The sequence below is a fragment of the Paraburkholderia sp. J76 genome (genome assembly GCF_905220295.1).
In the GTDB taxonomy this organism is placed as follows: domain Bacteria; phylum Pseudomonadota; class Gammaproteobacteria; order Burkholderiales; family Burkholderiaceae; genus Paraburkholderia.
Map to the genome: position 1 here is coordinate 48,289 of NZ_CAJMZJ010000002.1, position 22,615 is coordinate 70,903.

At 62.2% G+C, this 22,615-nt stretch carries 15 protein-coding genes and 2 tRNA genes; 9 read left to right on the plus strand and 8 right to left on the minus strand.

Annotated features, from left to right (window positions below; translation table 11 throughout):
* Positions 1-48: 48 nt before the first annotated feature.
* Positions 49-411: a BON domain-containing protein gene (locus U5768_RS03710; RefSeq protein WP_322029044.1), complete on the minus strand. Its 363-nt coding sequence runs from the start codon at positions 409-411 to the stop codon at positions 49-51.
* A 160-nt stretch (positions 412-571) separates the two neighbouring features.
* On the minus strand, positions 572-919 hold the full coding sequence (locus U5768_RS03715; RefSeq protein ID WP_322029045.1) for a response regulator: 348 nt from the start codon (positions 917-919) through the stop codon (positions 572-574).
* A 305-nt stretch (positions 920-1,224) separates the two neighbouring features.
* On the opposite strand from U5768_RS03715, the gene U5768_RS03720 reads away from it, so the two are divergent.
* Genes U5768_RS03720 through U5768_RS03740 form a run of 5 tightly spaced genes read left to right on the plus strand, consistent with a single transcriptional unit; the run spans position 1,225 to position 14,552 of the window.
* Complete coding sequence (locus U5768_RS03720) at positions 1,225-1,941, plus strand: XRE family transcriptional regulator (RefSeq protein ID WP_322029046.1); 717 nt, start codon at positions 1,225-1,227, stop codon at positions 1,939-1,941.
* Complete coding sequence (locus U5768_RS03725) at positions 1,938-2,651, plus strand: response regulator transcription factor (RefSeq protein WP_322029047.1); 714 nt, start codon at positions 1,938-1,940, stop codon at positions 2,649-2,651. The genes U5768_RS03720 and U5768_RS03725 overlap by 4 nt, the downstream gene beginning before the upstream one ends.
* Positions 2,652-2,676: 25 nt before the next feature.
* Positions 2,677-3,333 carry a response regulator transcription factor gene (locus U5768_RS03730; RefSeq protein WP_322029048.1) on the plus strand — a complete coding sequence of 219 codons (657 nt, stop codon included), beginning with the start codon at positions 2,677-2,679 and terminating at the stop codon, positions 3,331-3,333.
* Between the two features lie 33 nt (positions 3,334-3,366).
* Positions 3,367-9,399: an AAA family ATPase gene (locus U5768_RS03735; RefSeq protein ID WP_322029049.1), complete on the plus strand. Its 6,033-nt coding sequence runs from the start codon at positions 3,367-3,369 to the stop codon at positions 9,397-9,399.
* Complete coding sequence (locus U5768_RS03740; RefSeq protein ID WP_322029050.1) at positions 9,396-14,552, plus strand: AAA family ATPase; 5,157 nt, start codon at positions 9,396-9,398, stop codon at positions 14,550-14,552. Before U5768_RS03735 ends, U5768_RS03740 begins: the two co-directional genes overlap by 4 nt.
* A 3-nt stretch (positions 14,553-14,555) precedes the next feature.
* Here the strand turns inward: U5768_RS03740 and U5768_RS03745 are convergent, their stop codons facing one another.
* The 5 genes from U5768_RS03745 to U5768_RS03765 all read right to left on the minus strand — a co-directional run bounded on the left by U5768_RS03745 (position 14,556) and on the right by U5768_RS03765 (position 17,557).
* Positions 14,556-14,930 carry a response regulator gene (locus U5768_RS03745; protein ID WP_322029051.1) on the minus strand — a complete coding sequence of 125 codons (375 nt, stop codon included), beginning with the start codon at positions 14,928-14,930 and terminating at the stop codon, positions 14,556-14,558.
* A 253-nt stretch (positions 14,931-15,183) separates the two neighbouring features.
* Positions 15,184-16,491 carry an MFS transporter gene (locus U5768_RS03750; RefSeq protein WP_322029052.1) on the minus strand — a complete coding sequence of 436 codons (1,308 nt, stop codon included), beginning with the start codon at positions 16,489-16,491 and terminating at the stop codon, positions 15,184-15,186.
* 319 nt (positions 16,492-16,810) lie between these two features.
* Positions 16,811-16,886: transfer RNA gene (locus tag U5768_RS03755), tRNA-Gly, on the minus strand.
* Between the two features lie 6 nt (positions 16,887-16,892).
* A tRNA-Asn gene (locus tag U5768_RS03760) sits at positions 16,893-16,968 on the minus strand.
* Between the two features lie 169 nt (positions 16,969-17,137).
* Positions 17,138-17,557, minus strand: coding sequence for a hypothetical protein (locus U5768_RS03765; protein WP_322029053.1), 420 nt, complete (start codon positions 17,555-17,557; stop codon positions 17,138-17,140).
* A gap of 380 nt (positions 17,558-17,937) precedes the next feature.
* Between U5768_RS03765 and U5768_RS03770 the strand changes: the two genes are divergently transcribed.
* The 4 genes from U5768_RS03770 to U5768_RS03785 all read left to right on the plus strand — a co-directional run bounded on the left by U5768_RS03770 (position 17,938) and on the right by U5768_RS03785 (position 20,762).
* Positions 17,938-18,771, plus strand: a complete 834-nt coding sequence (locus U5768_RS03770; protein WP_322029054.1) for an ABC transporter substrate-binding protein — start codon at positions 17,938-17,940, stop codon at positions 18,769-18,771.
* A gap of 16 nt (positions 18,772-18,787) precedes the next feature.
* Entirely contained in the window at positions 18,788-19,519 is a 732-nt protein-coding gene (locus tag U5768_RS03775) for an amino acid ABC transporter permease (RefSeq protein ID WP_322029055.1), read from the plus strand.
* Positions 19,516-20,217 (plus strand): amino acid ABC transporter permease, encoded by a 702-nt coding sequence (locus U5768_RS03780; protein ID WP_322029056.1) that lies wholly within the window; start codon positions 19,516-19,518, stop codon positions 20,215-20,217. The genes U5768_RS03775 and U5768_RS03780 overlap by 4 nt, the downstream gene beginning before the upstream one ends.
* A gap of 266 nt (positions 20,218-20,483) precedes the next feature.
* Positions 20,484-20,762 carry an HU family DNA-binding protein gene (locus tag U5768_RS03785; protein ID WP_028207645.1) on the plus strand — a complete coding sequence of 93 codons (279 nt, stop codon included), beginning with the start codon at positions 20,484-20,486 and terminating at the stop codon, positions 20,760-20,762.
* A gap of 267 nt (positions 20,763-21,029) precedes the next feature.
* Here the strand turns inward: U5768_RS03785 and U5768_RS03790 are convergent, their stop codons facing one another.
* Entirely contained in the window at positions 21,030-22,532 is a 1,503-nt protein-coding gene (locus U5768_RS03790) for a GGDEF domain-containing protein (RefSeq protein WP_322029057.1), read from the minus strand.
* Positions 22,533-22,615 lie beyond the last annotated feature (83 nt).

Sequence of the window (22,615 nt, forward strand, 5' to 3'; positions counted from 1 at the left end):
TGCGCCGGACACCGCCGGCGCACGCCGCTTACGGTGAAACCGCGAGCATCAGGGCGCTGCGTAAAGCGTCAGCTTGGTCGCCACCTGCTGCACGCCCGGCACTCTCGATGCAACGTCCTGAGCGACCTGGTCCTGCGATTCGTCGAGAATCGTGCCCGCCAGGATGACCTTGCCCGTGCGCGTATTGGCGAATACGGCGATGTCCGTATCGTTCAGTTCGTGGTCTTTGTAGAGCGCGTCGCGAACCTTCTTCGCCAACGCGTGGTTGGCGGCGCGGTCGGCGTGCATTTGCGCGCGGATCTGCTGTTTGGTGAGCGCCGGCGCGTCGTCGGTCGTCGTGGTTTGGGCGAGGGCGGCGGAAGAGAGCATCAGGGCGAGCGCGGCGGTAAGCGCCTTGGAGCGGAGCGTCATGGAGTCACCTGTCGACGTTGAGTATGAAGGAGGAGTTGTCAATGCGGGTCTTGCCCGTCAGGAAGCATAGAACGCGGGCCGTCCTGGCTCTATCAGACCTTAGGTGACTCGACCTATACCAATGTCAACTGCGCCAATGTCAACTGCGCCAATGTCAACTTCAGCTAGCGGCTGCTGCTGCGGCGACGGCAGCGGCGAGGTCCTTGGCCCTGACCGGTTTGATGAGGAATGCGCTCGCGCCATTGTCCAGCGCCAGGCTCTGGAGTTCGGGCATGGGGTAGGCCGTGACGAAAATCGTGGGTATGCGAATCCCGGCGCCAATCAGGCGCAAAAACATGTCGACGCCGGTCATGCCGGGCATCTGGACATCCGAAATGATGCAGCGCGGGTGCCTGGCGCCCACGGCGGCCAGCAGATCCATGCCGGATTCGAATGTGACGACATCGTAATCGAGCGAGCGTAGCAAGCTGGAGAGGCCAGAGCGGACCGAAGGGTCGTCGTCAACCACCCAGATTACTTGTGGCGTACACAATGAACATCTCCCGTGGCGTGCTGGAAGGCAGGATAGCTGTGATTCTTCGCGTGTACGCGGCCTAAGCTTACAGGAGACCTTAGGCCGCCGAAATCATACGGAGGTATAGATAGGGTTTGCCGTGATCCATAGGTAAGATGCCAGGGGGATATGAGGGTTCACCCACCGCACGATCCCTCGCCTGGCGCACAACGCTTACAAATAATTTGCGCAATCGCGTGCTTCGCGCGCGGTATTCCGTTTGGATTGACGCCTGAAATCAGCAACCGGTGGAGTTCGGCATGTACCAGATCGAGAGCGAACGTGGCGAATTCGGGTCCGTGGATGCGAGCCATGGTGCGCCGCATGGCGAACAGTCCCGCGTTGAAAGCGGCGGTCAAAACTGGTCGGATTATGCGATCGCGCTGGAGGAGGCGAAGATCTGCGCGCGGCTAAAGGCGTTGCGGCTTTCGCGTCGCATCGATCTGAAGACGCTGGCGGCGCTGTCCGGATTCACCGAGGCGCAGCTATTGAGCATGGAAAGCGATGTAAAGGCGCCCCCATTCGCTTCGCTTGCGCGTCTCGGACGCTGCCTTGGCGTGGAACTGGGCTATTTCTTCGCGGAGCGCGCGCCTCTGGACGAACATGCCGCGGACCCTCGCATTTCCGTCGTGCGTCACGGCCAGCGCAAGCCGCTGGCCAAAAGCGACGCGACGGGCGGCATCGAATACGCGGAACTTGCGCACCCGATGGGGCGCAAAAGCATGGAGCCGTTGCTATTCAGTTTTTCGGCGCACGCCCAGCACGATAATTTCTTCGAGCATTCGGGCGAAGAATTCGTGTACGTGCTGGAGGGCGAACTCGATTTCGAAATTGTGATTGACGGAAGCGTAAAGAAGTTCTCTCTAGGCGCGGGCGACAGTTTCTATTTCGAAGCGGCGCTGCCGCATCGCTATTTTTCCACGGCTACCGAGGCAAAGGCGCTCATGATCGTAGCGAATCAGGACCGCGGCCGATGAGCAGCAGCGCGAATGAATCGTCGTCGCCGTTCGACGCGCCGAAGCGCGCGAGCCATACGAACAATGCGAACAGCGCGAACCGGCCCGGCGCGGAACCTGCCGTATCGAAAGTTTTTGTCGTCGACGACGACGAAAAGCTGAGGGAAGGGCTCAAAAGCCTGCTCGAATCGGTCGGGTTTCACGTCGAGACCTTTCCGTCCACGGCGCTATTTTGCGAGCGCGTGCAGGCCGATGTGCCGAGTTGCCTGATTCTCGACGTGCGATTGAAAGGCGAGAGCGGTCTCGAGTTTCAGGAATGGGCGGCGGAAAACGAAATCGTCATGCCGATTATTTTCATGAGCGGATATGGCGACATCGAAATGTCGGTTCGCGCGATGAAAGGGGGCGCCGTCAACTTTCTGACGAAGCCGTTTCGCGAGCAGGACATGATCGAGTCCGTGACCGAGGCATTGCAGCGCGACGCGGCGCGTTTGATGAAGCTGAGTCAGTCGAGCATGCTCAGGGAGCAATTCTCGACCTTGACGCCGCGAGAGCGCGACATCGCCATGCTCGTTGCGGCGGGTTATATGAACAAGGCGGCCGCGAGCAAGCTGGAACTCAGTGAGATGACCGTGAAGATTTACCGCGCGAGAGCGATGAAGAAACTCGCCGCGCGCACGACGGCGGACCTGGTGAGAAAAATCCGGACGCTGCAGATCGAGGGCGACTAACGTGCATGCCTGCAGGGGAACGGTAATGGAGAAAAACGCAGTTTGTATGGCGCCAGGGGTGGAAGGTGCGGTGGTCTACGTGATCGACGACGACGAGTCGGTTTGCGCGGCGCTTTCCAGCCTCTTGCGCTCCTCCGGTTTCGCGACCCGCACGTTCACGCGCATCGACGAATTCCTGCTCGCGCAGAAAGAGGACGTGCCGGGCTGTTTGCTGCTCGACGTGCGCCTGCGCGGCGAGAGCGGCCTGACGTTTCAGCAGAGCGCGCACCGTTACGAAGTGGACATGCCCATTATCTTCATGACCGCGCACGGCGACATCGAAATGTCGGTGCGGGCCATGAAGGCGGGCGCGATCGACTTTCTCACCAAGCCCGTTCGCGACCAACGCGTGATCGACGCCGTGACGACTGCCATCGCGCGCCATGCGGCCTGGCGCGAACGCGCCCGCTCGGAAGCGGCGCTGCGCGCGCGCTACGAGCAGTTGACCGCGCGCGAGCGGGAAGTCGTGTCGTATGTAGTGGAGGGCTTTCTGAACAAGCAGATTGCGGGCGAACTGAAGCTCAGCGAAATCACGATCAAGATTCACCGCAGTTCCGCCATGCGCAAACTCGAAGCGCAGTCAGTCGCCGATCTCGTGAGGAAGATGGAGGTCATCGGCGCAGCGGGGCACGCGCGCAGTTAATGGCGCGCCGGCACGACATGGATGGGGAAACGTATGGGAGTTAGTGCGGGTCGGCAAACGATTGCTGATATCCCGGGTTGGGAGGCCACAGGCGCCGCGGAAATTCACGGGCGCATCACCAGCGCGCAACGGCTCCATCGCGAAGACGATCTGGTGATGTACCGCGTGAGCACCGACGCGAGCGACCGGCCGCTCATCGTGAAAGCGCCGATCGAGGCGCGCGCGTCGCGTGAACTCCTCGCTTCGTTCGAAAAGGAATACGGCCTGCGCGAGTTGATCGACGCCCAATGGGGCGTTCGTCCGCGCGAATTGTTTCGCTCGGGCGGCCAGTTTCTCCTCACGCTGCACAATTGCGAAGGGGTGCCGCTCAGCAGCGATATTACGCATGGCCGTTCGCTGCGGCGCTTTCTTTCGCTCGCGGTGTCGCTCGCCGCTGCGCTCAAGGGCATGCATGCGCATGGGCTCGTTCATCACAACCTGAGCCCCGCCAACCTGATCGTGGATTGGGAACAGCGTGTGTGGATCACGGGCTTCGGTAGCGCTTGCGGCATCGAGGGAAGCTATGGTGGAAACTACGCGGGCGGCGAAATCGGCCTCGTGCCCCTGAACCAGCTACCGTATCTTGCGCCCGAGCGCACCAGCGCGTCGGGCCAGCGTCACGATCCGCGCAGCGACCTGTATTCGCTCGGCGTGCTGCTCTATCAATTGCTCTCCGGGCAAATGCCGTACGAGGCGCGCGAGCGCGAGGAATGGGTTTATTCGCATCTCGTGAGCACGCCGCGGCCGCTCGGCAATCTCGTTGCCGAAATGCGTCCCGAGATCGAATTCGTCATCAACAAGCTGCTGGCGAAAGCGGCGGACGACCGCTATCAGAGCGCTGCGGGCGTCGAGGCCGACCTGCAGCTTTGTCTCGACGAATTGACCCACGGCGCAGAAGTCTCGCCCGCGTTGCTTGGCCGGAGCGACCGTCAATCGCAGCCGGTGTTTCCCGTGCGCACGTATGGGCGGCAGCGCGAACTCGAGCAGTTGCACGGCGCGCTGGAACGGGTGCGCCAGACGGGCGACGCCATGGCGGTGATCGTCGAGGGCGAGCCTGGCGTAGGCAAGACGTTTTTTATCGAGGAGTTCAAGCGCAATATCGGGTCGGCCGGCGTTCATTTCACGCTCGGCAAATTCGATCAGTACAACGACAATGTGCCTTACGCGGCTTTTGTTCAGGTGCTGCGCGGGCTCGTGCGTCCGCTCCTGAGAAAGACGGGCCCGGAAATCGCGCTATGGAAAGCGCGTTTCGAGGACGCCGTGGGCAGAGGCGGCCAACTGATCGTCAACCTGGCGCCGGAGATAGGCGCCATCGTGGGGCCGCAGCCCGCAATCGAAACGCTGCCGCCGCAGGAGGCGACCAACCGTTTCCTGCTGGTCGTCAAGCGCTTTCTCACGCTGTTTTCGGACAAGCAACGCCCGCTCGTGCTCTTTCTGGACGACGTGCAATGGCTCGATTCGGGCACGCTGGAAATCATCGACGGACTTGCTTCGGACGCCGAACTGAAAAACCTGTTGCTCGTGCTTGCGCACCGCAGCATCGATCTGGGCCGCTCGCGCGTGGCAAGCGAACGGCTCAACGGCATTCTGTTCGGCCGGAAGGTGACTGAAAAAATCGGTCTTTTGCCGCTTACGCTCGCGGATGTCGTGACGCTCATCGCCGAGGCGCTGGTCGAGCCGCCCGAAGCCGTCGCGCCGCTCGCTTCGGCGATCTTCAAGAGGACGGGCGGCAATCCGTTCTTCACGATCGAATTTCTGCGCGAGCTGATCCAGGACCGCCTCGTCGTGCCGGACTCGTACAGCGTGGGCTGGACGTGGGACATCGACAAGATTCGCGACAAGGGCTACACCGACAATGTGGTCGATCTGCTCACGCTGCGTCTCACGCGCCTGAGCGACGAAACGAAGCACGTCCTGGCGGTTTTCGCGTGTGTGGGCGGCACGGCGCGCGTGGGCGCGCTGGCTCGCGTGCTGGGCACCGACAGCCGCCGCGTGCTGGCGACAATGCGTGAAGCGGAGACGGCGGGCCTGGTGTCGCGCAAGGGCGAGGCCTACCGCTTCGCGCACGATCGTGTACAAGAGGCCGCCTATGCGATGCTCGGCGAAACCGCGCGTGAACTCGCGCACGCGCAGATCGGGACCAACCTGCTCGTCGCCATGCCAACGGCGCCGAGCACGGCCGAAGTGTTCGAGGTGGTCGGTCATTTGAACCGCTCGCAGCGTATTCTTTCACAGGCGGATCGCACGCGCCTCGCCGAACTCGACGTGCTCGCGGGCAACGCGGCCAGGTCCGCGGCTGCGTGGAGTTCCGCGCGCGAGTATTTCACCCAGGCGGAAAAGCTCATCGTGCAGTACGGCGTGAGCGAGGCGCGCATCGACGTATACCGGCTGCTGCTCGACATGGCGGAGTGCGCGTACCTCACGGGCGATTTCCGCCATGCGCTCGAAACGGCGCGCAACGCGTGCAATCGCGCGGGCGGTTTGCTCAAACGCGCCGCCGCATTGCGCATGGAAATCCGCATTCATCAGGCGTCGGGCGACTACCGGCTCGCGGTCGAAACGACGCTCAAGGCGCTTTCGCTGCTAAACGTGGAAGTGCAGGGCGAAGGCATCGACGACGTGCTGATCGCACGAAAGCTCGCGGCGTTGCGCGAATTGTGCCCGCCGCAGCAGGTGCCCGCGCTCCTCACGCGCGGCTGCCTCGACGATCCCATGCACGAGGCCGTGATCGGTCTTATCATCGATGCGATTCCGAGTGCGTATATCGGCGTGCAGAAGCTGTTTCCGATTCTCGTGCTCAAGGCTGCCGAATTGTGTCTCACGCACGGCAACACGCGGCTGGCAGGGTATGTCTATGCGATCTACGCGCTGCTGCTGGTGGGAACCACGCGCGACTTCGATCTCGCACTGCACTTTTCAGAGCTTGCGCTCGCCGTGAACGAGCGTTATGGCGAACCGCGTTTGACCGGCACGCTGCTGCATCTGCACGGCGACCACATCCTGATCTGGCGGCGGCCATTTCGTGCGGCGATTCCCGTGCTGGGCCGCGCGATGAGCCAGTGCGTGGAAGCAGGCGACTTCATTTACGCCGGCTATATCGCGTTCGAGAGCATCTGGCAGGCCTATGAGCGTGGCGAACACCTCAACGAAGTCATCAACCTCTGCCGCGAGAATCTGCGCTTTGCGAACGAATTGCGCAACAAGACCATCAGCGTCACGATCGAACTCGAATTGATGTTCCTGCTGCGTTTGCAGGGCGTCGATGCGGCGGACCTCGGTATGGCGTCCACGCATGAAGCACGAGTCGCGTTCGTGCGCGAGAGTCAGTTTGGCTGCGGTATCGCGTACGCGGCAATCATGGAAATGAAGCTGGATTTTCTGCATGGCCGCTTCGCCGCCACGATTGCGCGCGCGAGAGAGATCGAACCGCTGCTGGGCGCGGTAATGGCCATGCCGATCGAGGTGACGTATTACTTCCTGCGCTCACTCGCGCTCGTGCGCGGGATCGACGAGGTGAGGCAGGAAGCGGGACAGGAGGCCGCGCACGAATTGATGGAGCGCGAACTCATCGACGCCGTCGAGCGGCTCAAGTCGTGGGCGCAAAGCGCACCCGAGAACTTCGGCAGCCGCTGCGCGCTCGTCGCGGCCGAATATGCGCGGCTCGTGGGCGACTACGTCCAGGCGGAACAGGAATACGAGCATGCCATCGAACTGGCGCGCGAGAATGGGCAGCCGCATTACGAAGCCATGGCGCGTGAATGCTCGGCACACTTTTACCTGCAACGCGGGTTGACCTCGGTGTCCCGTGCGTGCCTGCGCTCGGCGCGGGACGCTTACGCGCGCTGGGGCGCCGACGCCAAGGTGCGCAGTCTGGAGCAGGCGTTTCACCATCTGCGTGACTCCGCGCCCGCCGCGCGCGGTTCAGTTCATGCGGCGCCTCAGGGCACGGTCGATGTCGCCGCGATGGTTCAGTTGTCGCAGGCGGTTTCCAGCGAGATCGATCTCGACAGGCTCGTGCAGGCGTTCATGCAAATTGCCGTGCGCCACAGCGGCGCGCAGCGTGCGCTGCTCATTCTCTGGTCGGGTGAGAGCTTTCGTATAGTTGCCCAGGCCGGTTCCAGGGAAAACGGCATTATCGTCGAAGCAAGCGATCTGGGCCTGTGCGAGTCCCTGGTACCCCTTACCGTTATTCGGCACGTCATGCGGGTGCACGAGACGGTTGTTATCGACGACGGTGCGGAGCCGAACGACTTCCGCGACGACCGCTATCTCGGCACGGGCCGCTGTCGCTCGTTGCTCTGCCTGCCCTTGTTGCGGCATACGGGGCTCGTTGGCGTGCTTTATATGGAGAACGGCGTCACGCCCTATGTGTTCGACGTCGCGCGCATCAACCTCATGAATATGCTGGCCGCTCAGGCCGCCATTTCCATCGAGAACGCGCGACTCTATTCCGCGCTCAAGCGCGAAAACGTCGAGCGCCGCCAGACCGAAGCGCGGCTCAGGCGCAGCGAGGCATTTCTCGAAGAGGGCCAGCGCATCAGCAAGACGGGCACCTGGATCTGGAATACGAACTCGGGGCAATTGCTGTGGTCGCGTGAGAATTACGAGCTGTGGGGTGTGGAATTTACATGCGAGCGGCCGACCATCGAAATGTGCCTCGAGCGAGTAGTGGAAGAGGACCGCCTGCGTTTCAAGGAAGTCTTCGTCAATGCAATTTGCGAAGACGGCATGCATAGCCACGAATTCTCGACAGTGCAGCGCGACGGCAGTGTGCGCCGCCTGCAGGTGATCTTCCGTCCCTGGTCGAGCGACGAGAGCGGCGCGCGCGAATATATCGGCTCGACGATCGACGTCACGGACCGGCGCGCTTTCGAAGACGCCTTGCGGCGCGGCGAGATGTATCTCTCCGAAGCGCAGCGGCTCAGCAATATCGGCAGTATTGGCTGGAATGTCGAGTCGCGCGACATGACGTGCTCGGCGCAAACCTACCGCATCCTCGAAATGGACGAACCCGCGCGGCCGCACATGGATCTCATGCTGGAGCGCATTCATCCCGACGATGTCGATCAGGTGAGGCGCGCGTTGCGCGAGGCGGAGGAAGGCGCTTCGATCATCGAGGCCGAGTATCGCGTGCGCGTGAAAACGGGCGCGGTGAAATACCTGCGCATGGTTGCGAGGCCGATCGAATCCACTAGCCGGGCCGCGGAATATGTCGGCGCCCTTGCCGATATGACCGAGATTCACCAGGCGCAAAACGCGCTGTTGCGTGCGCAAGCGGAACTCACGCACGTCACGCGGGTTTCGACGCTGGGCGAATTGACGGCGTCGCTCGCGCACGACCTCAAGCAGCCGCTCATGGCGATCATCACGCATGGCGAGGCCGGTATGCGCTGGCTGGACCGCGCGGCGCCCTCGGTTGCCGAGGCGCGCAACAATCTCGCGCGCATCGTGAGCGATGCGGACCGCGCGAGCGAGGTGATCAACCGCCTGCGCGCGCTCGCGAGAAAAGAACGCCCGAATCGCGCCGCCATCGATTTGACGCAAACCGTTACCGAAGTGGTGGCGCTCGTTCGACAGGAAATGGAAAAGAACGCGATTCGCCTGCGTGTCGTGGCAGAAGACGGTTTGCCGAAAGTGGCCGCCGACAAGATCCAGATTCAGCAGGTGATCATGAACCTGATCTTCAATGGCATGCATTCGATCCTGAAGTGCGCGGGCAGCACGCGGGTGCTGAAGATATCTGCCGAACTCGTCGGCGCGGAGTCCGTGCGCGTGTGTGTCTGCGATTCGGGCACGGGCATCGCGGCCGATATTGTCGACCGCCTCTTCGAGCCGTTCTTCACGACGAAGTCGGACGGCATGGGACTTGGCCTTTCCATTTGCCGCTCGATCATCGAGGAGCATCGCGGGTCGATCTGGGCGGTCAACAATCAGGACGCAGGCGCGACGTTCTGCTTCGAACTTTGCGCAGCGGGAAGCCGCGTAGAAAGCGCTGTCGCGGCGCATGCGAACGGGCTGGCCGCATGAGTCATTCCGCGCCCATTCTCGATCAGTTGGCCGATTACGATGTCACGCAACTCGTAGCGGGGCCGCCGGCGCTCTATCGCGGCGTGAACAAGGAAGGCGCGCGCGCCCTGTTCGTGGTGACGGATGACGGCCCGAAAGAGCACGAGCGGCGCGCCCAACTTGAGCATGCCTATGCGTTGCGCGCGCATCTCGCCGCGCCGTGGGCGGCACGGCCGCACGCGCTGTTGCGGGAAAACGGCTTTTTCGCGCTCGCGTTGCGCGACCCCGGCGGCGCGCTGCTGCGCGAGTGCTGGCGTTCGCCGCAAAAGCTCGAGCGCTTTCTGCGCGCTGCCATTGCGATTGCCGCCGCCGTGGAATCGCTGCACGAAAGCGGGCTGATCCATTGCGACCTGAATCCCGACCATATCCTGCTCGACCACGCCGAAGAATCGGCGTGCCTGCTGGGCTTTGGTCACGCGATGATGATCAATCGTTCGGATCGCGAAGCAAATCTGCATCGCGCGAGCAGCGGGTCGATCGAATACATGGCGCCGGAGCTTTGCGGGCGCATGGAGCGGATGCTGGACTGTCGCGCCGATCTCTATTCGCTCGGCTGCCTGTTCTACGAAATGCTGACCGGCGTGCTGCCGTTCACGGGCGTAGACAGAATGGCGCTCGCGCACGCTCAACTCGCCAAGCAGCCTATGCGTCCTTCCGCGTATGCGCTCGGATTGCCGCGCCAGGTCGAAGCGGTCGTCATGAAACTGCTCGCGAAGAATCCCAACGACCGCTATCAATCGGCGGCGGGCCTGCAGGCCGACCTGATGCGCTGCCTGCGCGCGGGTTCGGAGCGCAACGCTCCCGCTGTGTTTCCGCTGGACCTCCATGCGAGCGTCGCGATCAGCCGGCACGCCGGCGCGCTCTATGGCCGGCGCGGCCAGATGGACGCGCTCAACGCAACCTTGCGCCGCGTGAGCACGAGCGGCGCGGTCGAACTGGTCTTCGTCGCCGGTTATTCGGGCAGCGGCAAGTCCGCGCTGGTCGATCAATGGGCAAGCGCAATCGGCGCGACATCGATCTCGTACGCACGGGGCGTGTGCGAACAACTCGATTCGACTCAACCCTATGGCGCACTGGCCCGCGCGCTGGAACGGCTCATTCGCCCGATTCTCGGGCAGGAGGACGCGAGTTTTACCGCGACGCGCAATCGTCTCATGGCGCGCATGGGCGCCCGCGCGGAAATTCTCTATGGACTCCTTCCCGACCTAAAACTGATACTGGGCGACCTGTCGAGCGGCGACGAAGCGCAATTCAACGTGGATAGAGCGCTTTATTTACGCACCATTTCCGATCTGCTCAAAGGCGTGTTGCAGCCCGAGCGCCCGCTCGTGCTGTTTTTTGACGACATGCAGTGGGTCGACGAAGGCACGCTCACGGTGCTCGACTATCTGACGCGTGACGACGAACTCTCGCATCTCATGCTGATCGCCGCGTTTCGCAGCAACGAAATGATCCCGGGGCACGCGCTCGCCCGAATGATCGACGATGCGAAAGACCGCCATCAGGTGATTGCGGTCGAGCCGCTCGAACGCGACGACATGGCGCGCCTGGTTGGCGATACGCTGGGCTGCAAGCTCGACGTGTCGCTGCCCGTTATCGACATCATTCGGGAAAAAACGGGAGGCAATCCGTTTTTCACGATCCAGCTTGCCGCCGAACTCGCGAGCGAAGGGCTCATTGAATTCGAGGAAAAGGGCGCATTGCGCCTGCGGGACGTGGATCGCATTCGCGCCAAGCTCTATTCGGACAACGTGGCGGACCTCATGCTGCTGCGCTTCGCGCGTCTGTCCGACGCCGCGCGCTACGCTTTGCAGGTCTTCGCCAGTCTGGGCGGCGCCACGAAGATCGCGGATCTGGCCGCGGCGGCGAGCCTCACGAAACAGGCGCTGGAGGCGAGTTTGCGCGAGGCGTTCAACGCTTCGCTCATCGACCGCGATGCGGACATGCTGCGATTCACGCACGACCGCATTCGCGAGGCCGCGTACGCGTCGATGAGCGAAAGCGAACAGGCGGCCCTGCACCTCGATATCGGGCGCCGGCTTGCCATGCGTTTGCGCGAGGACGAGCCGGGCGACGAACTGTTCGTCGTGGCAAATCAGATCAACCGTGGCGCTTCGCGAATCGTCTCACCCGAGGAACGCAAGCGCTTTGCCTACCTCAATCTGCTCGCGGGGGAACGAGCGAAGGTTGCGACCGCGTACACGTCGGCGCTCGTCTATTTCGAAACGGCTGCGGCGCTGATCGACGAAAGCACCGACGAAGACACCGCGCAGTGGACGGAATTTCACCGGGCCGACGTCGAATGTCTGATCGGCACGCTCGCGCCCGCCGAAGCGCGGCTCGCGGCGCTCGGGCGCAAGCCGGTGAGCATGGCGTTGCGTGCGGAATTGACGCGCTTGACGGCGAGCCTGCAAACCGCGCAGAACCGGCAGATTCAGGCGCTGACAACAGGGCTGGATTTTCTGGTGCGGCTCGGCGTGAATATCGAGGAGCGTCCTTCGGACTCCGAAGTCGATCGCCTTTACCGCCAGTTGCGCAACGAGCTGGGCGAAAGATCGGTTGCGGAGCTGGCCGGCAACGCGTGGGTTGAGGATCCCGTGTGGCGCTGTGCGCTCGACGTGCTAGCCGATCTCATTCCGCCCGCGCTTTTTTTCAACGCCAATCTGCTCGACGTGATTCTGCTGAACCTGACGTTGCTGAGCTTGCGTCATGGTCTTTCCGATTCCGCGGCCTATGGTTTCGTGTGTCTGAATCTCGTGTTTGCGGAACGTTACGGCGACTACAGGACGGGCTACGAATTCGCGCAACTGGCCGTCGACGTGGTCGATCGTTGCAAGCGCTCGCGCTACAAGGCGCGCATTTACATGCGCTTTGGCAGTCTCGTGATTCCATGGAGCCGGCCGGCCCAGGACGCCATGCCCTATATCGAGCAAGCGAAGAAGGTGGCGAAGGAGGACGGCGATCTGGTATTCGACGTGTCTGGCGCGCGCAATGTCGTGAGCGTGCTGCTTCTTGCTGGCCGGCCGCTGGACGAAGTGATGGCGGAGGCAAAAAACGGGCTGAACGTCGCAAGATTATCGCGGTTCTTTCTCTATTCGGGCGTGTTCCGCGCGCAGATCCAGCTCGTCGAACAACTGGGCGATGCCCGGCGGCGCGAAACGTCCGATCAGACCGGCGACGAGGAATACCAGCGGGACATTGACGCGGTTCGGGCGAACAACACGAGCGTCGGCTTTGCGTACTGGACATGCATGCTCCAGGCGAGCTTTATTTCCGGCGATTTCGATGCGGCGCTGGAGGCGGAGGTGGCGGCGAGGCGATCGATTGGCGCGTCGAGAATGTTCCTCGAATTAATCGAATATCGCTTCTTTGGTGCGCTCGTGCGAGCGAAGCTGTGCGAAACGGCCGTTACGCCGCACGAACGGGCCGCGCATCGCGAAGCGCTCGATGCGCATTGCGCGGCGCTGGCCGCGTGGGCGCATGTCGGTCCCGCGAATCTCATGGGCCGGGCCGCGCTCGTCGACGCCGAAATCGCGCGGCTCGACGGCCGTGCGCGCGATGCGGAGCACCTCTATAACAAGGCCATTCGTCACGCTCACGAACGGCGGATTCTGCACGTCGAGGCGCTCGCGTGCGAACTCGCGGCGGGGTTTCACCGCCAGCAAGGCCACGGCGCGATTGCCGACGCCTATTTGCGCGATGCTTCGCATGCCTATGCATGGTGGGGCGCGAATGCCAAGGTTCGCGCGATGACGGAGCGCGGCGTCAAAATAGAGGCCGCGGCCAGCGCGCCGATGCCGGCTTTCGACTATCCCTCGCAGCAACTCGATATTGCCGCGATCATCAAGGCCTCCAGCGCGTTATCCAGCGAAATCGTGCTGAGCCGTCTGATCGAAACGCTCGCGCTCGTGACGCTAGAACACGCAGGTGCCCAGCGTTGCGTGCTCGCGCTGAACCACGAGTGCGGCTTGCAGATTCACGCCGAGGCCGAAACGCGCGCCGAACTCGCCGAAGTGAAAGTGGTGCGGCGCGGGATTTCCAGCGAGGACCTGCCGCTTACGCTGGTGCGCACCGTAATCCGCACGGGGCAGCCGCTTGCGCTTGGCAGCGCGGCGACAGAAGGCGGCTATACGCGCGACGACTATGTGCGCAGGACTCAGGCGAAATCGGTGCTCTGCCTGCCGCTGCTCAAGCAGGGCGGTCTGGTCGGCGTGATCTTTCTGGAGAACAGGCTAAGCGAAAGCGCATTTACCGAAGACAAGATCGCGGTGCTTTCCGTGCTCGGCGCACAGGCTGCTATCGCGCTCGAGAACGCGCGTCTCTATCAGGATCTCGTCGAGCAGAATCAGCGGATCGCGCACACGGAAGAAGCGCTGCGCAACGCGATGGTGGAGCTTGCGCGCGTGACGCGCCTCACGACCATGGGCCAACTGGTTGCATCCATTGCGCATGAAATCAGCCAGCCCGTGAGCGCGATTCACTCGTCGGCCTCGGCGGGCGTCCACTGGCTCGAACGGGATCCGCCCGCGCTCGATGAGGCGCGCAAGATGCTTGCGCTCGTGGCGGGCGAGAGCCTGCGCGCGTCGACCATCATTCACGGCATACGCGAGTTGGCAAAGAACGCGCCGCCCACGCTCACCGTATTCGACTTGAAGAGCGCCGTTGCCGAAGTGCTACTGCTCGCGGGCTCGGAGGTCGAGAATAATCATGTAGAAGTCCTTAACGCCATCGCGACGGACTTTTTCGTCAAGGGCGATCGCGTGCAGATTCAGCAGGTGGCGCTCAATCTCATCGTCAATGCGGTGGAGGCGATGGCCAGTGTCGATTCGCGCGCGCGGGTGCTCGAACTTTCCAGCCGTCATGTGGACGGCTGCCGGACCGAAATCACGGTGGCCGACTCCGGGCATGGGTTGCAAGCCTGCGTCGAGGGTTCGCTGTTCGAGCCGTTTGTGACGACGAAAGCGACAGGGATGGGGCTGGGCCTGTCTATTTGCCGGTCGATTGTCGAGCGGCACGGCGGCACGCTGGAGTTCGCGCCCAACATGCCCCATGGCGCGCGTTTCGTTTTTTCGCTTGCCGCGGCGTTCGAGGCGCCTGGGGAAACGCCGCGCTGAGCGTCAGGCGGCGCGATTGACCGCGCGTTCGACGTGCATCGCCAGCGCTTGCGCGCTGACCGGTTTAGTGAGAAACGCGCGCACGCCGATCGACATTGCGCGCGCCTGAACTTCGGCCGTCGGATACGCTGTGATCAGCACGAACGGCGCATCGACGCCCATGCCGATCATGCCCTCGAACATCTGAAGGCCCGACATGCCCGGCATCTGGAGATCGGAAACGACACACGCGGTGCGATGATTCACAAGCCATCGCAGGATGTCATTCCCCGATTCGAAGGTTTCGACTTCGTAGCCGAGCGAACGAAGCAAGCTGGCTAGTGCAAGCCGAACTGACTGATCGTCGTCGACCACACAGACATGATGAGCGGCGGACACGCATGATCTCCTGAACAACAACGGCGCAATGACATAACTTCAACGCGGGTCGACAGCGCTGATAGTAATCACTGAATTCGCCCGGCGGAATCATACGCTTGTATAGCGGCTGCGAATATTTACAACGCGAGCAACAATGCGCGAGCTTTTGGAAGTTTCAGGTGCGGGTGAGAACGCTGCGCGGTACACGTGGGGAGCGTGCGGGCCGCGCACGTGAGTTGTTATCCATTCCGAATAATTTCGGAGTGGGAAGTTATTTTGCCGTGGCGGTGGATGCGCGGGGCAGTGCAAGACTCGTCAGCGCGCCGACAATGCAAAGCGCGGCCACATAGAGTTCGGCGGCGGACGGGTTCCATTTCAGCATCAGCGATACGAACACGGGCGTCAGGCCGCCAAATACCGCGTAGGCCACGTTATACGAAAACGAAATGCCGGTAAAGCGCACGGCGGCCGGAAACGCATTGACCATTGCCACCGGAATGGCGGCCACCGCGCCGACAAAAAAGCCCGCTACGGCATAGAGCGGCAGCAGTGCGCCCGGATCGGCGGCAAGGTGCCGGAGCATGGCGAAATAGGACGCGCCTAGCAACAGGCATCCCACGAAGATCGTGCGCCGTGTGCCGATGCGGCCCGCAAGCGATCCCGCAATCACGCAGCCGATAGTCAGGCAGAACGTCGCCGCGGAATTCGCCTGCAATGCGGTGGCGGGGTCGATATGAAAGCGCTTCGCCACGAGCGTGGGCGTCATCAGGATCACGACGACGATCGCCGCGGTGAGCGTCCACGTGAGCAACATCGAGACGATCACAGCGCCACCGTGCTCGCGCAGCACGGTCTTGAGCGGCACTTCTGTCGCGAGCGTGCGGCGCGCCTTCATCTCGACGAATACCGGCGTTTCGTTGAGCCAGCGGCGCAAAAAGGCCGAGAGAATGCCGAACAGGCCGCCGATCACAAAAGGAATACGCCATGCGTAAGCGGCGATTTCCGCATGCGAATAATGGTGATTTACGCCAGAAGCGATCAGCGAGCCGAGCAGGATGCCGAACGTGAGGCCGCCGGTGAGCAGGCCGCACGCGTAGCCGATATAGCGCGGCGGCACGTGCTCGGAAACGAAGACCCATGCGCCCGGCACTTCGCCGCCCACGGCGGCGCCTTGCAGCACGCGGCACGCCAGCAGCAGGACGGGCGCGGCAATGCCGATGGCGTCGAAGGTCGGCAGCAGGCCCATGAGGAGCGTGGGCAGCGCCATCAGCATCACGCTCAGCGTGAACATGCGTTTGCGGCCGACCAGATCGCCAAAATGCGCGAGGATCACGCCGCCGAGCGGGCGGGCGAGGTAGCCCGCCGCGAAAATGCCGAACGTCTGCATCTGCCGCAGCCAGTCGGGAATCGTGGGCGGAAAGAACAATTGGCCAATCGTGGCGGCGAAAAATACGTAGATGACGAAATCGTAGAACTCGAGCGCGCCGCCAAGCGCGGCTAATGTGAGCGTGCGGTGGTCGCTACCCGCCAAAGGGCGCTGAGGCGCAAAGGGAACGTGTGGTGAATTGAGGGAATTCATCGTCGAGGCCAGGTTGGTTGGATGGAGACACGTTCGATGCGCGTGAGCGCAATGCGCGAGTCGTGAACCAACCTCGGCGCCGGCAACGTGCCAGGCCATCAAAACACCTGACCGATTCGCGCTATTCCAGACGCGGCGTGGGTAATCGATGTCGTTGCGCAGGCAACGGTTATCGCGGCGATCGCACTCGGTCGTGGGTCTCGCTGTGGGCGTCGCTGGAGGGGAGAAGGGTGGGCTTGCGGTTTTTGCTACCGAAAAACAAGGACAAGATGCACTGACCTGAAGCCTTGTTTGCGCGCGGATTGGCCCGCGTGCGCGCTGGAGCGGGAGACGAGTCTCGAACTCGCGACCTCAACCTTGGCAAGGTTGCGCTCTACCAACTGAGCTACTCCCGCATGACCTGGCTCCCCGACCTGGGCTCGAACCAGGGACCTACGGATTAACAGTCCGGCGCTCTACCGACTGAGCTATCGGGGAATCAAGGAGGCCGGATTGTACAGGAGATTTTTCGATGTTGCAGCTTTTTCCGGACGAATTCCGCGCAAACATGTTGCTCGGGTGATTTCGTCAGAAATTTAACGGTTTATGTTGTATTACTTACGCTTTATGGCGCCCGTTACCGTATCGAGCGCCCGCTCATACGCGCTCAGTAGATGGCAGACCAGAGCATGCTGGCGATCGCGACGAGGTAAATCACGGCCGTGACGATTGCCGCCGCGCGCACTTTCCTGCCCACGCGCGAATTGCCGGTAATGATGACGAGGCTTATCCCGATCCCGATCAGCGCGAGAACGAAGAGTCGCGGCAGAAGATTCCAGCCATCCAGACCGCCCTTGAAAATCGACCAGATGAGGGCGGCGGCGAACATGGCGAAATACCACCACAGTCCCGCAGAGCGATTCCAGAGCATGAGGATGCCGGCGCCGATCAGTGCGATACCGGCAACGAGGTAATAAGGCGCGTGGCCCATCCAGGGTATCCAGCCGCCCAATACTGCGAAAGCCGCGCCGACGAGGATTATCCATTCTGCTGTCTCCGCAGGAGACGTCCAGCGGCGGTAAGACATGAAAGTCCTCCCTGATCAGACAAATCCACGTTGATGCTAGGCAGCCGATGTACCCAGGTCAAGGTTGATCGCCCCGCGAAGTTGTAAGAAGCTGAAAACGTATTCGCATTCAAATATTCGCGCGAAAGAAATGCGCGTCGCGGTCAGGTGCGATTGTCGGGATTACCGAATTAATGGGGTTCGCCTGGCAAGAGTTGCGACGCGAACCACGCGCGCAAAGAGGCATGCGTCAGCTTTACAGCCGGCTCATATCGCCCGCCACGCTTTCGATCTGAGAAATGCTTGGTTCCTTCGTATGCCTCACGCCGTTAGGCTGCGTACTTCGCCGCAGCGACTGTCCAGCGACAACGCAAGGCCAACAAAAAGAAGGAAACGCGATAATGAAAAGCAGCATCTGGGGCGCGGTGCCGGGCGCACTGTTGACGGCACTTCTGGTGGTGACATCGACCTCCGCGCATGCGGATCGTCTGGACGACATCAAACGGGCGGGTGTGCTGCGCGTCGCGGCATTCGACAGCAACCCGCCGTTCGGCTTCGTCGACCCGAAAGACAATCAGATCGTTGGACTCGACGTGGACTATGCGCGCGCCGTGGCCAAAAGCCTCGGTGTGAAGCTCGAAATTCAGCCCACCAACCCGGCCAATCGCATCGCGTTTTTGAAATCCGGCAAAGTCGATCTGGTATTCGCCAACTTCACGATTACCGACGATCGCAGGAAGGAAGTGGATTTCAGCACGCCGTACTTCGCGTCCGGCACTCAGTTCATTGCGAAGAAGGGCGTATTAAAGTCTTCGGAACAACTCAATGGATTGCGTATCGGCGCAGATAAAGGCACGACCAACGAGCAGCAGGTGCGCGCCAGGTTCCCGAGCGCAACCATCGTCGCTTACGACGACACGCCTTTCGCTTTCGCGGCGCTGCGCACGGGAAATGTGCAGGCCATTACGCAGGACGGTCCGAAACTCGTCGCGCTGCTTGCGCGCGCGCCGGACAAGGCGAATTACGAAATTTCTCCGTTTACGATCTCGAACGATTACGAAGGCGTTGGCGTGCCCAAAGGCGAGTCACGTTTGCTCGACGTGGTGAACAACACACTGACGCATCTGGAAACCGACGGCGAAGCCGCGCAGATTTACGACAAGTGGTTTGGCCCGAAGAGTGCGGCGCCGCTGCCCCGTCTGTTCAAGATCGGCGATCCGCAAAAGAACGGTTGAGCGCCGCGGCTGATTCATGCATAACTGGCTTGAACCGAAGTATCTCGCGTGGCTCGAACAGGGTTTCTTCGTTACGTTGATGCTTTCCGCCTGTGCGGCGTCGTGCGCGACGCCGCTGGGTTTTCTGCTGGCGGTTGCGCGCACCGCTCGTACCCGCGCGATTGCACGTGGGGCGTCGCTTTATGTGTTCGTGTTCCGCAATTCTCCGCTGCTCGTTCAACTGCTGTTCTGGTACTTCGGCGCCGCGGCCGTGTTGCCGTCCGACTGGATGGCGTGGCTTAACACGCCGCACCTGGCAACCATCGGGCCGCTCACGCTGCGCTGGCCGAGTTTCGAACTGTTCGCGGGCTGGGTCGGACTGACCTGCTATACCACGGCGTTCATCGGCGAAGAGTTTCTGGCCGGTATGCGCGGCGTGAACCATGCACAGTGGCAGGCGGCCGCGGCGCTTGGCATGGGCCGCTACGCGACGCTGCGCTATGTGATCCTTCCTCAGGCGTTGCGCATCGCGACGCCGCCGCTCGCCGGCCAATATATGAACGTAATAAAGAATTCGTCGCTGACCATGGCGATCGGCGTGGGCGAACTGTCGTATATGTCGCGTCAGGTCGACACGGAAAGTTTCAGGACATTCCAGGCGTTCGCCACCGCCACCGTCTTTTATGTGCTGGCCATCGCGGTCATCGAGGTTGCGCTGGTGCTCCTGCAACGCGGCGCTCTACGTGGTGTGCAGCGAGGCCGTGCGTGAACGGGTTCGAGTGGTTACCTGCTTTGCGTTATCTGATGCTCGGCGCGTTTCCGGCGGGACCGCTGGGCGGCGTTGCATTGACGATCGCGCTCTCCGTGGTGTCGGCGCTGCTCGCGGCGTTGATCGGGCTCGCTCTGGGCGTAGCGCTCGCGATGACGCGCGGCGTCGTGCGACTCGCGCTGACCGCGTGCGTTGCGTTCTTTCGCGCGATTCCCGTGCTCATGCTGATTTTCTGGACCTTCTTCCTGATGCCGATCCTGCTGCACGTCGACGTTCCGGGCCTCGCGACCGTCGTGTGCGCGCTGGCGCTGATCGGTGGCGCGTATCTGTCGCATTCGGTCTATGCGGGCATTACGTCGATCGGCGAAGGGCAGCGGCAGGCAGCGCTCTCGCTCGGCTTGACGCGCTGGCAGGCACTGAGCGAAGTCATCCTGCCGCAAGCGGTGCGGGTGATGATGCCGTCGTTCGTCAATCAGTGGGTGGCGTTGATCAAGGATACGTCGCTCGCCTATATCGTCGGCGTGCCGGAATTCACGTTTCTCGCCAATCAGCTCAATAACCGCTTGCTGGTGTACCCGGCGCAAATCTTTCTCTTTGTCGGGCTCGTGTATCTGCTGCTGTGTGGCGCGCTGCAGTGGAGCGCCCATGCGCTGATCGCGCGCCGCAAGATGCCGACGGCTGCATCCATAGGCAAATAATCAGTGCGTCTGCACGAATCGTTCCTGTAAAAGGCCGCTTGAAACGCCCGCTGCGTTGTTTTAGTGCATTTTTACCAATTTTTAACGTGATTTTGTCTACACAGTGAGTCCGTGTTGTGCTATTGATTCGGCTTTCGCGCGGGCGGCCGATCCGCAAAACACGTGCCGGGCGGGCGATCGAGGCGTTTCCATATGCAACGCGATTTGCCTGTTTGGCCCGCGTGAGGTAGGGTATGCAGGTTTTCTCAACTCAACACAGGTAGCAGATGAACAAACAGGAACTCATCGACGCAGTCGCCGCTAGCACGGGCGAGACCAAGGCAGCCACGGGCGCAGCCATCGACGCGATTCTCGACGTCGTCACGCGCGCTGTCACTTCGGGTGACTCCGTGCAACTCGTCGGCTTCGGCTCGTTCTCGACTGGCCAGCGTGCCGCCCGCGTGGGCCGCAACCCGGCCACGGGCGCGGAGATCCAGATTGCCGCCGCCAAGACGGTGAAGTTCACCGCCGGCAAGGCATTCAAGGACGCCGTCAACGCGTCGTGATGCCAGTCCGCCGCCATGGCGGATGCGCGCGCGGCCGGCTCGCTTGCCGGTGCGCGGCGCGGTATCATGCCAGTGCGGTGGCATGCGCTCGGGCGCGTGGCGTTACGCCGTTCGCCTGAGTGTATGAAACTGTATGAAGCGAGGGCGCAAGGCCCTCGGCAAGCCGGCATGCTCCCATGCCGGCCGCTTTTTCTTCCCCGCGTTTCTTCCCCGCGTTTGTTACGGCCTCCGAAGCATTTGCCGCGCCTCGCCCTCGCGTAGGGAAGCTCAGGCGTCGCGCGCTGTATCGGCTGTCATCGATGGACGGCTCGGTTCGTTGCGGCGCCGCTTGGCCTCGTACATCGCCGCATCGGCTTCACGCAGCATCGCTTCCACGCTTTCGCCTTCCTCGCAACTCGCAACGCCCATCGAAAAACTCAGTGCCGGTCCGCCGTAGAACTGGTTGTTCAACTCCACGAGTTGATTGATGCTGTCCGCCACGGCTTGCGCATCGCGCGCCTCGGCGCCCGGCATCAGCACGGCAAATTCGTCTCCGCCGATGCGCGCGGCCTGCCAGGGCTTCTGGATTGCTTTCGCTAGCACTTCGCCCGCGCGGCGCAGCAACGCGTCGCCGGCTGCGTGGCCGAGCTGGTCGTTCACGGTCTTCAGGTTGTCCATGTCGACGACGATCGCGCTCACCGGGAATGGTCCCTTGCGATGCAGGCGATTGAGTTCGTCCACATAGAACGAGCGGTTCTTGAGTTTCGTCAGCACGTCGTGCTTGCCGAGGAATTCGAGGTAGGCCTCGGCTTTCTTGCGCGCCGTGATGTCGGTGAGCGCGAGCAGCACGAGATCCCATTGGGTCTCGTGGCCCGGAAACACGGAAAATTGCAGATGCACGTTGACTTCCGTGCCGTCGAGCGCGTAGTTCACCACCTCACGCTGCTGGAACAGGCGGCCTTCCCATAGATCGAGCAACTGCTCGCGAAAATGCGGGCGCATTTCGTCGCGGAACACTTCTGGCAGGCGCGCGAGCAACGTAGCTTTGTCCGGCGCGCGAAACATGCCCAGCGTGTAGTGATTCACTTCGAGCACCCGGATCTCGCTCATGCAGCGCTCGACGAATTCGGGGTGCACGTCGGTGAAAGTGCGAAAGTCGATGATGCCCTGCTCGCGGACTTCGTTGAGCAACCCGCGAATGGCGGAGAAGTCTTCCACCCACAGCGAAACCGGCGAGTGCTCGAAAACGCCGAGCGCATATTGCTCGCTCGCCGCCGCGCGATGGCGCGCTTCTTCGAGCGCCGAAACGTCTTCGATGGCTACGAGCACGCGGCTCCAGTCGGCTTCGTGGCCGGGCAGGATCACACCACGCAGCAGGATGTCCATGCGCCTGCCGCGCAGCGTGTAGTTCACGCTCTTGCTCTCGAACGTGCTCTGGCCGTCCCACATCTGCTCGAGTTCGCCAACATGCGCCTGGAACATGTCGTCGCGCAGCACCTGGGCAAGATGCGCGGCGAGTTCTTCATAGTCGCGCGCACCGTAAAGATCGAGCGTATGGCGGTTGACCTTGAGCACGCGGATGCAGGCCGAGCATTCGGCCACGCGACGCGGATCGTCTTCGAGGAAACGGCGCAGGTTGGTCACGCCTTGCGCGCGCCAGCGATCGAATAGCGCGCGCAACTGACTATAGTCTTCGAGCCACAGGGAGGTGGGCGTCACGTCGAAGAAGTCGGACAGATCGACGCCGATGTTGGCAAAGCTGGCTGCGGTGGCCGGGGTGCCTTGTTGCATGTCGGTTGGATGTAAGGGAGCGAAAGCGCGGCGGGCTGCGCCGCGCGAATGACCGAATCCTGGCACGCCTTCGGGGCGCGGGC